At 72.6% G+C, this 12279-nt stretch carries 11 protein-coding genes; 7 read left to right on the top strand and 4 right to left on the bottom strand.

What is annotated here, in order from left to right; all coding sequences use genetic code 11:
• The first annotated feature begins 188 nt into the window (after positions 1 to 188).
• Positions 189 to 512, top strand: coding sequence for a hypothetical protein (locus RM704_RS12035; RefSeq protein WP_033525756.1), 324 nt, complete (start codon positions 189 to 191; stop codon positions 510 to 512).
• 273 nt (positions 513 to 785) lie between these two features.
• Positions 786 to 1319, top strand: coding sequence for an ATP-binding protein (locus tag RM704_RS12030; protein WP_192829589.1), 534 nt, complete (start codon positions 786 to 788; stop codon positions 1317 to 1319).
• Between the two features lie 74 nt (positions 1320 to 1393).
• Here RM704_RS12030 and RM704_RS12025 read toward each other — a convergent pair whose 3' ends face one another.
• The gene (locus tag RM704_RS12025; RefSeq protein ID WP_052145885.1) at positions 1394 to 2929 is read right to left on the bottom strand and encodes a ketol-acid reductoisomerase; all 1536 of its coding nucleotides are present in this window, start codon (positions 2927 to 2929) and stop codon (positions 1394 to 1396) included.
• A gap of 90 nt (positions 2930 to 3019) precedes the next feature.
• On the opposite strand from RM704_RS12025, the gene ilvY reads away from it, so the two are divergent.
• The 4 genes from ilvY (at position 3020) to RM704_RS12005 (ending at position 8217) form a co-directional block, all read left to right on the top strand.
• Positions 3020 to 3889, top strand: coding sequence for an HTH-type transcriptional activator IlvY (gene ilvY / locus RM704_RS12020; protein WP_033525754.1), 870 nt, complete (start codon positions 3020 to 3022; stop codon positions 3887 to 3889).
• 200 nt (positions 3890 to 4089) lie between these two features.
• The gene (locus RM704_RS12015; protein ID WP_033525753.1) at positions 4090 to 6783 is read left to right on the top strand and encodes a YfhO family protein; all 2694 of its coding nucleotides are present in this window, start codon (positions 4090 to 4092) and stop codon (positions 6781 to 6783) included.
• Between the two features lie 22 nt (positions 6784 to 6805).
• A complete protein-coding gene (locus RM704_RS12010) occupies positions 6806 to 7783 on the top strand; it encodes a glycosyltransferase family 2 protein (protein ID WP_033525752.1) in 978 nt (325 codons plus the stop codon).
• Entirely contained in the window at positions 7783 to 8217 is a 435-nt protein-coding gene (locus RM704_RS12005; protein WP_052145884.1) for a GtrA family protein, read from the top strand. Before RM704_RS12010 ends, RM704_RS12005 begins: the two co-directional genes overlap by 1 nt.
• Positions 8218 to 8223: 6 nt before the next feature.
• Here the strand turns inward: RM704_RS12005 and RM704_RS12000 are convergent, their stop codons facing one another.
• Positions 8224 to 9465 (bottom strand): ROK family protein, encoded by a 1242-nt coding sequence (locus RM704_RS12000; protein ID WP_033525751.1) that lies wholly within the window; start codon positions 9463 to 9465, stop codon positions 8224 to 8226.
• A 51-nt stretch (positions 9466 to 9516) separates the two neighbouring features.
• Positions 9517 to 10176, bottom strand: coding sequence for an alpha-ketoglutarate-dependent dioxygenase AlkB family protein (locus RM704_RS11995; RefSeq protein WP_033525750.1), 660 nt, complete (start codon positions 10174 to 10176; stop codon positions 9517 to 9519).
• A 138-nt stretch (positions 10177 to 10314) separates the two neighbouring features.
• Between RM704_RS11995 and RM704_RS11990 the strand changes: the two genes are divergently transcribed.
• Positions 10315 to 11475, top strand: coding sequence for a methyltransferase (locus RM704_RS11990; protein ID WP_192829588.1), 1161 nt, complete (start codon positions 10315 to 10317; stop codon positions 11473 to 11475).
• On the opposite strand, the gene RM704_RS11985 is transcribed toward RM704_RS11990, so the two are convergent.
• Positions 11462 to 12259: an AraC family transcriptional regulator gene (locus tag RM704_RS11985; RefSeq protein ID WP_033525748.1), complete on the bottom strand. Its 798-nt coding sequence runs from the start codon at positions 12257 to 12259 to the stop codon at positions 11462 to 11464. The two genes, RM704_RS11990 and RM704_RS11985, sit on opposite strands and share 14 nt — an antisense overlap.
• Between the last annotated feature and the right edge of the window lie 20 nt (positions 12260 to 12279).

Genomic DNA, 12279 nt, shown 5'->3' with positions numbered 1-12279 from the left:
CGCCGGAACCCCGCTCCCGGTCCACCGTGCGCACTGGTGCTCGACGCGGGGGACGTGCAGACTTCACCGCACGGGCCGAGTCGACGCCACCGGGGCCGTCCAGGGGGAGGCGATCTCGGGCACACTGGATCACGGTCCGCGACGGACAGACGACAGGCACAGCCGAAGCGCACTAGGGGGCGGGGTACATGGCCGAGCCGGAGTTCACGGCCACGGGCGTGCGGATCGGGAAGAGGTTGCGGCAGCTCACCCGGGCGGGGCAGGTCCGGATCGAGGACGGCCGACTGCAGTTGCTCACCAGTTACGGCAGCGAGATCGACAGCGCGCCGGTGCAGGCGGTCCGGGCCTCGAAGCCGTGGTTCGCCAACGAGGACCGGGCGTTGGCCGATGTCAACGGCACTCGCTACACGCTCACGCTGAACGAGCACGACCCGGCTCCGGGGAAGCCCGGTCCACCGTCCGCGCGCCGGTTCATAGAGGCGGTGCGCAAGGCGGCCGGTCGCAGCGGCTGACGTACCGCGAGTTGCGGGACCGGGCCCCCTGGGTCACTCTGGTCTCACGTCACTCTGGGTTTACCGGCGATAACGCTGCGAACCAGCCCGCCGGCCACGTCAGCGGGCGGCGGTCGTCGACAGCCACCCCACGAGCAGGCGGCGGCTTAGGCCTCCGCCCACCAGGCGGCAGTCGTAGGCGGCCGCACCACAGCAGGCGGCGTTTTTCGCCCAGCCACCTCGCTGGATCCGTACTCCGATCTTCTTCCGGACTCAATTCGGGGAGTCGCAGCCGTGATCAGCCAGCAAAGCAGGCACTGCACGGTGGAGCTCCAAGCCCTGCCGTCGCGGATCGGCCAGGTCCGCAGAATCGTATCTGCGCAATTGCGCTACTGGCATCTGGATCCCTTGATAGAGCGGGCCGCACTCGGGGTGACCGAGCTGCTGTCCAACGTCCACCGGCACGCGGAACCGGACAAGACGTGCACCGTGGAGATGGAGTTGCTCCTCGGCCGGCTCACGGTCTCGGTGCACGACCACGACCCCCGTCTCCCGGTCGTCCAGGACGCGGATCCCTTCGCCACCTGCGGCCGAGGGCTCGCGATGGTCGCCGCGGTGAGCGAGAGCTGGGGCGTGCGCCCGCACGGCGAGACGGGGAAGGTCGTGTGGTTCACCCTGCCGGCCTCCTCGGCCGCGGTACCCAAGATCTCGCCGTACGACACCGGCCTGACGCTCGACACCACACAGCCCTACGACACCGGACGCAGGCCCGCCGCGCGTGGGCGCAGGTCCGAACACGCTCCCGCCCGGTCGGCCGTCGCAGGCTGACCGGGCGGTGACCCTCTCGTCGCCGGCCGGCCCGGGCTCGGACACCGGCTGCCAGGAGGCCGGGGGTGGCGGGCTCAAGCCGTGCGATGCCCGGCGGACGGTCCGCTCACCCGGTCCTCGGCATCCGCCACGCCCACCGAGATGTCCACCGACGGCCGGAGCTTCGCCGCCGCCGCCAGAGCCTCGTGCACGGGGTGGGCGGTGAAGGACGCCAACAGGGCCCGGTCTGCCGGGTGTTCGGCGGCGGGGTAGGCGATCTGCTCGTAGGCGGCCTGGAAGCGGGGGCCCCAGCGGCGGGCACCGAGACGGGCCGTGCGGGAGCAGTTGTCGACCATGTACGCGACGTCCCGGGCGTGCATGTAGGGCAGGAGGGAGTCGACGGCCTCGATGACGGACTCGTTGACGATCTCCGACCAGGGATGGCCGCGCTCGACGAACTCGTCGATCTGCGCGGTCATGGTGGCGACGAAGACACCTGCGGCGAACGGGTCGACGGGCAGGTCGCGTTCGCCCCGGCAGGCATGGGCCCGGGCGCTCACCGACCACATCGGGGAGCCGCCGATCTCGCTCATCGGGCGGGCGCCGAGGCGGCGTTCGGCCAGGACGACGCCGCGCAGCTCGGTGCCGTCGGCGACCTCGTCGTAGATCTCCGCGACGATCTCACGGGCGGGTCCGTAACTGGCCGTGTAGACGCGGTCGAAGACGTCCCGGCCGTCCGCGTCGAGCCCCTCGCGGACCGCGCGGAGTCCGGCGCGGGAGACGGTGCGGGCGATCGGGCCGGTGATGGTCTCGCAGGACCGCTCGTACGCGGTCACCTCGTCGGCACCGGCGAGCCGGTGGCGGGTGTAGAGGCTCTCGACGATGGCGTGGACGGCACCGAGCAGGATGGCGCGCTCGCCGACGATGTCGGAGAGGTACTCGCTCTCCAGGGTCGTGCGGAAGGTGTACGGGGAGCCGAGGGCGACCGACCAGGCGAGGGCACGGTCGGTCGCGTGGCCGTCGGGGTCGGCGTGGACGGCGTAACTGCTGTTGATCCCGGCGCCGTTGACCTCCGCGCCCTGTTCGTAGAGGCGGCGTACGGAGTCGCCCATGCCCTTCGGGCAGACGGCGATCACCCCGTGGCCGGGTGGGAAGTCGCCGCCGGTCTGCCGGAGATGGCCGAGGAGGAAGCCGTGGGAGAGGCCGATGGTGGCGCCGGGCTTCAGGGCGGCGAAGATCTCCCGGTGGTGGGCGGCGAGTGCCGCGTCGGCGATCAGCAGGATGACGAGGTCGCTCTCGGCGGTGACGGCGAGCCAGTCGCCGAGGGTGCCGTCCGCCTCGGTGAAGCCGTGGGCGCGGGCGTCGGCGGCCGAGGCGGAGCCGGGTCGCAGGCCGACGGAGACGGTGATGCCGGTGCCGCGGAGGGAGTCGCGCAGGTTGCGGGCCTGGGCCCGGCCCTGCGGGCCCCAGCCGACGACCCCGACGCGACGCACTCCGGCGAGGGCCTCGGGCAGCAGGGGGAACAGGTGGCGGCCCCCGCGCAGGACGGTCTCGGTACCGCCGGGCATGTCCAGGGTTTCGAGGGCGAAGACGGTGGAGGCGGCGGAGGCGGACGGGGAGGTGGTGGTCATGGAGGAGTTGTAGGGTCCCGGCGAGCGTTGCGGCAAGCGCAACCTTTGCAGCGGAGCGTTGCAGGAACAGAAAGGCCCTGGTGGGCGACCATGTGGGACGATCACCGCGACCTGCGGCTGTTTCTCCATCTGGCCGGGACGCTGAACTTCGGCCGGACCAGCCTGGACTGCCATGTCAGCCCGGCGACCCTGACGCGGACGGTGCAGCGGCTGGAGGCCGAGTTGGGGCACCGGCTGCTCGACCGGGGGCCGAGGGGGGTCTCCCTCACCGCCGAGGGGCATCGCTTCCGCGCCTACGCCGCCGAGGCCCTGGAGCTGTGGCAGGCCTTCCGAGAGGAGCATCCGGAGCCGGCCGAACTCACCGGGCGGCTGGTCGTGTTCGCGACTGTGACCGCGTGTCAGGCGCTGCTGCCCACGCTGCTGGCGCCGTTGCGCACGGCCCATCCCCAGGTCCGCCTCGATCTGCGCACCGGTGACGCGGCGGTCGCGCTGGCCCGGCTGGACGAGGGTGAGGCGGACGTGGCGGTCGCGGGCGTCCCGGCGCGGCTGCCGGAGTCGCTGGTCAGCCGGACGGTGGCCACCACGGACCTGGTGTTCGTCACCGCGCGCGAACGCCCGGACCCCGGTCTCGACGGCCCCTTCGTCCTCCCCCACCGGGGCCTGGTCCGTGAGGCCGCCGACCGCTGGTTCCGCACCCACGGCATGGCTCCCGACCCGGCGGCCGAACCGGAGGGCCACGAGGCGCTGCTGACGCTCGTCGCACTCGGCTGCGGCACCGGGGTGGTCCCCCGGCTGGTCCTCGACCACAGCGCCGTCCGCGACCGGCTCACCGTGATCCCCACCGAGCGTCCTCCGGCGCCGTTCCCGATCGGGCTGTGCGTCCGCAGGGCGGATCTGCGGCGACCCCATGTGGCGGCCCTGTGGAGTCTGACGGCGGAATTCACCTTCCGATCACCTTGAGGACGACTCCCGTACGTCCCCCGGCAATTACCCCTTTGAAATCCCCCACAGCATTCGGAATTGCCGCTTTCACTTTTCGTGGACGGCACAACCTTCAACGAGCCACGAGCCTCTAATTCGGCGAACCGAAATGGGGGCCCGTCGAAAATGAAGTCGATAGGACAACGGAACTCGGTGTGCCGAGCGGACAGGGACAGGGCGTGAATCCGACAACCCGCTCCTCGGCGCCGCTCGGGCCGCGGGGGAAGGCCGCACTGCTCGCCGCCGCCCTCACCCTCGCCGTGCTCTGCGCCGCCGACGCCGTGGCCCGCAGCCATCCCTTCGGCCCGCGCACCCGCAGCGTCAACGACCTCGGCAACCAGTACGTGCCGTTCCACGCGCACCTGTGGGACCTGCTGCACGGGAGGGCGGACGGCGGGCCGTACGTCAACTGGCGGTCGGGCTTCGGCGCGAGTTTCCTGCCCGACCTGGGCACGTACCTGAGCAGTCCGTTCGCCCCGCTCGTGGCGGTGTTCCCGCGCGACGAGATCGACCTCGCGGTGTATGTGGTCACCCTGCTGAAGGTGGCGTCGGCCGCCGCCGCGATGGCCTGGCTGCTGCTCGCCCTGCGTCCCGGCCGCTGGTGGGCGGCGGGGCTGCTCGGCGCGGCGTACGCGCTGTGCGGCTGGACCCTGGCGGACGCGGTCCCCAATCCCATGTGGCTCGACGGTCTGGTCTTCCTGCCACTGCTGTGCCTGGTCGGCGAGTGGGCGCGGCGGGGGCGGCGGCCGTTCCTCGGTGTGCTGGTCGTGGCACTCGCCTGGATCGCCAACTTCTACACCGCCTACATGGCCACCCTCGCCGCCGGCCTGGTCCTGCTGCTGCGGCTGTGGCTCGGCGACCTCACGCGCCGGCAGCGGCTGTTCGCCGCTGGGCGTGCGGCCCTGATCACCGTCCTCGGCATGGGTCTGGCGGCCCCCCTGGTCACCGTCGTCTACTTCGGCACCCGGCACGCCTATCCGGGCCGGGTACGGGAGTTCGCGCCCGTCCCCACCGAGGACCTGCTCGCCCGGCTGTTGCCGGGGACGTACAGCTTCGGGACCCCGGCCGTGTTCGTGGGTACCACCGCGCTGCTGCTGGCGCTCGCCCTGCCCTTCCACAAGGCGGCCCCGGCGCGCCTGCGCGCCGGGTGGACACTGCTGGTCGTCGCGGTGGCGCTGTCGATGCAGTGGGGGCCGACGCATCTGCTCTGGCACGCCTTCGCCACCCCGCAGGGCAGCTCGTACCGTCAGGCCTTCGTGCTGTGCGCGCTGCTGGTGATCGCCGCCTGGCACGCCCTGTCGTACGGCGTTCCCGGCCCGCGCGCGCTGGGCGCGGCGGGTGTGCTGCTCGCGCTGGTGATCGTGGTCGCGGGCGGCAGTGAGCGGACCACCCGTGCCTTCACCCTCCCGCTCGCCCTGCTCGCCGCCGTCGGCGCGCTGGGCGGTCTGCTCCTGCTCGGGGCGAAGCGGAGGAACGGCCGGCCCCTCGCCGTCCTCGCCGTGGCGCTGCTCGTGTGCACGCAGTTCGGCGAGGCCGCCGTCACCTCCGCCGCCGACACCCGACTGCGGCTCGGGCACATGGACGACTACGCGCCCTGGGGTGCGCGGCAGCGGGAGCAGGCGGAGGCGATCGCCGGGGCCGACGGCTGGCCGCGTCACCGGACCGACCCCGGCCGGGAGCAGACCGTCGGCAACGACCCGCTGCTGGTGGGCGGGCAGGGCGCCCAGTACTACAGCAGCCTCACCTCGGACGTGCTCAGCCGGACGCTCACCGCCCTCGGGGGCGGCTGGACCTCGCGCGGCCGCAATGTGCAGAGCCTGGACAACGCCGTCACGGACGCGATCTTCTCCGTTGGCGCCCGGGTGCACTCCCCGCCGGACCCGCACCAGAACTGGTTCCCGCAGGACGGCAGCGGGGTGACCGTGACCCGGCAGGACGTGCCGCCGCTGGTCACGGTGCGGCCGCACACCGACCGCGCCGACGGCCCCACGGACCTCTTCGGCTTCGGTCCGTCGCCGTACCGCAACCAGGAGCTGCTGCTGGGCACACGGGTGTACACCGTGCCCCGGGTCAGCGTGCGCACCGCCGCCGGGAAGCCGCCGTCGCCCAGCGACGACGGGCGGCCGGGGCTGCGGGTGGGCCCGCTGCCCTACGCGAGCGCGCCGAGGAAGCCGACGATCACGGGCAGTTGTCCGGCCGGGTCCGAGCTGTATCTGTGGGCGCCGCATCTGTCGGGCACCGCGCGGCTCGCCGACGGCGCCGCCTCCGGGGCCGGGCCCGGCGTGGAGCCGACCGGGCGGTTCCGGTCCGACCAGCCCGTCACCAAGATCGCCCCGATGCAGCGGCTGGGCACGGTCGGGGACTCCGGACGGTTCCGTATCGAGCTGTCGCCGAACAGGACCAGCCTGGTCCCGGACGGAGCGGTCGGCTGCCTGGACACCGCGCGGCTGAGCGCCGCCGTGGAGGGGCTCAAGGCCGACGGCGCCACCGACGTGAGCGTGTCCGACGGGACGATCCGGGCCGAACTCCCACCCCACAGCACGGGGATCGCCGTCGTCGCGGCACCCCGGATCTCCGGTTGGCGCTGCGCCGCCGGCAACGCGCCCGCCCTCCCCGCCAAGAGCCACTACGGCCTGATCGCGGTACCGCTGTACGGCTCGGCCAGCAGTGTGACCTGCACGTTCCATCCGCCCGGACTGCGCCTGGGCACGGCGGTCGGGGCCCTCTCGCTCACCGCCGTGCTCCTCCTCGGGGCGTCGGACCTGATCCGCCGCCGTCGGGCACCGGCCACGTCCGGGCCCATGCCCCCGGCCGCCGCACCGCCCTCGCCCGACGACCCGCCCACACGTGAGCGCGTGACCACCGCTCTGTGAAACCGCACCCCTGGGGGAATCCATGCTCATCTCGATCGTCGCACCCTGCTACAACGAGGAAGCCGTCGTCGCCCGTTTCCACGAGGAGATCCAGAAGGTCGCGGAAGAACTGCTTCCGCTCGGTCACGACATGGAGTGCGTGTATGTCGACGACGGCAGTCGGGACCGTACGCTCGCCGTTCTGAAGCAGTTGGCGGAGTTCGACGCCCGTGTCCGGTACGTGTCGTTCAGCCGCAACTTCGGCAAGGAGGCCGCGCTGCTCGCGGGGCTGCGGCACGCCTCGGGCGACTGCGTGATCGTCATGGACGCCGATCTGCAGCACCCGCCCGAACTGATCCGCCGCATGCTCGACCTGCGTGAACAGGGCTACGACCAGGTCATGGCCCGCCGTACCCGGACCGGCGACGGTCTGATGCGCACCGCCACCGCCCGCCTGTACTACCGACTGGTCAACCGGCTCGTCGACGTGGAACTCGTGGACGGCGTGGGGGACTTCCGGCTGATGTCGCGCCGGGTCGTCGACGCCGTCCTGGAGCTGACGGAGTACAACCGCTTCTCGAAGGGGCTCTTCGCCTGGGTCGGTTTCCCCGGCACGACCTTCGAGTACGAGAACGCCGTGCGCTTGCACGGCCGCAGCTCCTGGAGTTTCCGGTCGCTGCTCAACTACGGACTGGACGGGCTCCTCTCCTTCAACAACCGTCCGCTGCGGGCGGCCCTGCACCTCGGCCTGTGCCTGTTGGTGTGCGCGGGGCTCTACACGGCCTGGATCGTGGGCGACGCACTCGTCAACGGCGTGGAGACACCGGGCTATGTCACCATCGTCATGGCCGTCACCGCCCTCGCCGGAGTGCAGATGATCATGCTCGGGGTGATCGGGGAGTACACCGGCCGGATCTACTACGAGGTGAAGGGGCGCCCGCACTTCCTGGTGAAGGCGACCAACGCGGAACAGACGGAGGGGCACGCCGCGTGCGGCACGACGAAGGATCTCATTCGCTGATGGGGACGGTGACACGCACCGAACCGCGCCCCGTGGCCGGCCCGGCGCCGGAGCGGCGCATATCGGGACAGATCATTTCCTTCGCGCTGGTCGGGGTGGTCAACACCGGGACCTATTACGGGCTTTATCTGTTGTTCCTCAAGGGGCTTCCTTATCTCGCCGCACATATTCTCGCGTTCGCCCTGAGTATGACGGGCTCGTTCTTCCTGAACGCGCGATTCACTTATCGCACCCGTCCGACCTGGCGTAAATTCCTGTTGTTCCCGCTGACCAACGTCACCAATTTCGTGATCACGACCGCGGGGGTGTACGTCGTCGTGGACGTGCTGCACGCGGGCAACCGGTTCGCGCCGCTGCTCGCGTCGGGGGCGGCGATCCCGGTGACGTTCCTGGTGTCCCGCACGATCATGCTGCGGGGCTCCCGGACCGGGTGAGTCTTCTCAGGCCAGCGCGCCCAGCGGGTCGTCGAGCACCGGCTGCCAGGCCAACTCGGCCGCCCCCACCAGGCTGTTGTGGTCCAGGGTGCACGCCAGGATCGGGGCGACCCCGCTCTGGCGTCCCCACAGACTGCGGTCGGCGACGACGGCCCGCAGCCGGTCGGGGTCGGCGTCGAGCAGGGCTCGGTGCATGCCGCCGAGGATGATGCGGTCGGGGTTGAGGATGTTCACGAGACCGGCGAGCCCGAGGCCGAGACGGTCGATGATGGCCTCGGCGGCCGTGCGGACACCCGGGTCGTCGTACTGGGTGCGGATCAGTTCGTTGGCCTGTTGCAGCAGCGAACCCTCGGGTCCCGGATCGCGGCCCACCGCGGTGAGGAAGGCACGCGGGTCGGCCTCGACGTCGAGGCAGCCGCGGCTGCCGCAGTGGCAGGGCCGGCCCTCGGGGTTGACGGTGAGGTGGCCGACCTCCAGGGCCAGCCCCGAACTGCCCATGTGCAGCCGGCCGTCGAGGACCAGCGCGCCGCCGACGCCCCGGTGCCCGGTCGCCACGCACAGCAGATCGCGGGAGCCGCGTCCGGCGCCGTGCCGGTGTTCGGCGAGGGCGGCGAGGTTGACGTCGTTCGCCGCGAACGCGGGCCCCGCGATCCCGGCCGCGCGGACCCGCTCGGCGAAGATCTCCCGGACCGGCGCCCCCGCCGGCCAGGCGAGGTGCAGCGGGTTCAGCGCCAGCCCCGCCGGTTCGGCGACGGCCGACGGCACGGCCAGACCCGACCCCACACACCGCCGCCCGGTCTCCGCCAGGAGCTCGGCTCCCGCGTCGACGACCGAGCCGAGCACCTTCGCCGGGTCGGCGTCCACGATCTCGCAGGCGGGCGTGGTGGCGACGATCCGCCCGCCGAGCCCGACCAGCGCGGCCCGCCAGCCGTCGGAGTGCACCTGGGCGGCGAGCGCGACGGGCCCCTCCTCGGCGACTTCGAGGCGGTGGGAGGGCCGGCCCTGGGAGCCGGCGGCGGCTCCCGGGTGCGCGTCGACCCGGATCAGCCCCAGCGCCTCCAGCTCGGCGGCCACGGCGCCGGCCGTGGCCCGGGTGACGCCCAGTTCGGCGGTGAGCACGGCCCTCGTCGGGGCGCGACCGGTGTGCACCAGCTCCAGCGCCGGACCGAGCGCGCCCCTCCCCCGGTCCAGCCGAGCCCGTGCCGTCGTCCCTTCGCCCGCCGCCTTGGGGGCCGCCTTCCCGTCCATGAGGCCGAGTCTCCCATGATCCGCTCGGCGCCGAACCCCGCGCGGTGGGCCTCAGCCGTCGTCGAAGCCGCCGACCCGCAGGGTGATGTTCAGCCGCCCGGTCAGCCCCAGCCAGGGCGGCGCGGTCCCCGGGTGCACCCGGGGCACCCCGTGGTAGGCGGACCGCGCCGGCCCGCCGAACACGAAGAGGTCGCCACTGCGCAGCTCCACGTCCGCGTACGGCCGCGTCCGGGTCTCCGTGTTGCCGAAGCGGAAGACGCAGCTGTCACCGAGGCTCAGCGACACCACCGGCGCGTCCGACTTCTCGTCGCCGTCGCGGTGCATGCCCATGCGCGCGTCGCCGTCGTAGAAGTTGACCAGGGCGATGTCGTACGCGGCGGTCGCCGCAGCCCCGGCTCCGAGGGTGTCCGCGACCGCGCGCCGGCCCAGCTCCCCGAGCCAGTCCGGGAACGGCTTCACGGGCGCGCCGTCGCCGTCGACGACGGTGCGGGCGTAGGCGTACGGGTACCAGTGCCGGCCGAGACAGACCTGCCGGGCGGTCATCGTGCCGCCGCCCGGGGTGCGGACCGTGCGGAGCCCGGCGGGCGGCCGGGCCCACACGCGACAGGCGTCGAGGAGGTGTCGCTGCTGTTCCGCGTCCAGCCAGTCCGGCACGTGGACCGCGCCCGGCGCGATCTCCGTCCGGTCCCGGGGGAACAGCTCGGCGTCCATGGCACCATCGTCCCGCACGCGGCTCGATGTCCGCCGGGGCCCTCGTCCCGCAGGGCCGCTCGCGTCCATGGGTCCTTCGTCCCGCACCGCTGCTCGACGGCCGGGACCGGGGCCGGGCTCGGTTAGCCTGGGCGCACGATGAGCGACCGTATGACCACGCCCGAGGGCGACTACGCCCTGACCCGCTTTCCCGAGGACCCCCGTGACCTGCTGCGCGCCTGGGACGCGTCCGACGCGTATCTGCTGCGCCACCTCGCGGAGAGCGGGACGCGGCTGGACGGGACGCTCGTGGTCGTCGGGGACCGCTGGGGCGCGCTGACCACCGCGCTCGCCGCGCACCGGCCGACGCAGATCACCGACTCGTTCCTGAGCCGGGAGGCGACGCGGGCCAACCTGGCACGCAACGGCGTCGAGGCGGACACCGTACGGCTGCTCACCACCCGGGACACTCCCCCGGACCGGGTCGACGTACTCCTCGTACGGGTCCCCAAGAGCCTCGCGCTCCTGGAGGACCAGCTGCACCGGCTCGCGCCCGGCGTGCACGAGGGCACGGTCGTGATCGGCGCCGGAATGGTCAAGGAGATCCACACCTCGACGCTGAGGCTCTTCGAGCGGATCCTCGGCCCGACCCGCACCTCGCTCGCCCGACAGAAGGCACGGCTGATCTTCTGCGCCCCTGACGCGAAGACCGCCGGGGCCAGGGGGGACGATCCCTGGCCGTACACCTATCGGCTGCCGGACGACATCGGCGTCCTGGCGGGACGCGCGGTCGTGAACCACGCGGGCGTGTTCTGTGCCGACCGGCTCGACATCGGCACCAGGTTCTTCCTGCGACAGCTCCCGAAGGCTCCGCGCGGCGGGCGGGTCGTCGATCTGGGGTGCGGGAACGGCGTGGTCGGTACGGCGGTGGCGCTGGCCGATCCGGACGCCGAGGTGGTGTTCGTCGACGAGTCGTACCAGGCGGTGGCCTCGGCGGAGGCCACGTACCGGGCGAACCTGCCGGAGGCCGGCGGAACGGTCGAGTTCCGGGTCGGTGACGGGGTGGAGGGGTTCGCGCCGGGGAGTGTCGATCTCGTCCTGAACAACCCGCCGTTCCACTCCCACCAGGCGACGACCGACGCCACGGCACGGCGGATGTTCACCGGGGCGCGGCGGGCGTTGCGGCCCGGTGGTGAGCTCTGGGTGGTGGGGAACCGTCATCTGGGCTATCACGTGACGCTGCGGCGGATCTTCGGCAACAGCGAACTCGTCGCGAGCGACGCCAAGTTCGTGGTGCTCAGGGCGGTCAGGCGGAGTTAGCGACACCCGCCGGGAAGGTGGCCCCGCGCAGGGCGCGCGGCGAGGCTCCCAGTTCCCGGCGGCAGGCCTTGTTGAAGGCCTGGAGGTCGGGGATGCCGACGGAGGCGGCCACGGCGGGGATGGACAAGGTCGTGGCGCGCAGCAGATGGTGGGCGCGTTCGAGTCTGCGGCGTCTGATGTAGGCGACGACGGTGCCGCCGGTCTCGGCGTGGAACAGCCGGGTCAGGTGGTTGTGGGAGACCCCGGCGACGCGTGCCACCTCCGGGATGGTGAGCGGGGCGGCAAGGTGGGACTCGATGTGGGCGATGGCGGTGGTGACCGCCGGGTGCGGCCCGGGGGCGGCCGCGACGGGCGGGGTCAGCTGGGCGACCCGCCACAGGGCGGTCCAGAGTTCGGCGCGGCTGCGGTCCGGCTCGCTCGGGGCGGCCGCCACCGCCTGGAGCAACAGGCCGGTGAGCGCGGGCAGTTCGGGGCCGGTGTCCTGGACGACGGGAACCGTGCGGGGCGCTCCGGACGGGGGGATGCGCAGATGGGCGAAGAGGTGTTCGGAGCGGCCCCGGTAGCGGTAGCGGACGGTGGTGCCGGGCGGGACGAGGCTGACCCGGCCGGGGCGGATGGTGTGGGCGGTGCCGTCGACGGTCAGTTCGGCCTCGTACTGGTAGAGGTGCAGCTGCCACAGTTCCGGCAGCCGGAAGACGTCCGTGCGGCTCGCGACGCCGTGCACGCCGACCCCGATGAGGGCGACGTCCGGCGGCTCACCGAGGTGGATCTCCGTCTCCCGCATGACCGGAAAAGTATCAGTGA

This window comes from Streptomyces gottesmaniae, assembly GCF_031845845.1.
GTDB classification, from domain to species: domain Bacteria; phylum Actinomycetota; class Actinomycetes; order Streptomycetales; family Streptomycetaceae; genus Streptomyces; species Streptomyces akebiae.
This window is presented reverse-complemented; position numbering and strand designations above follow the sequence as displayed.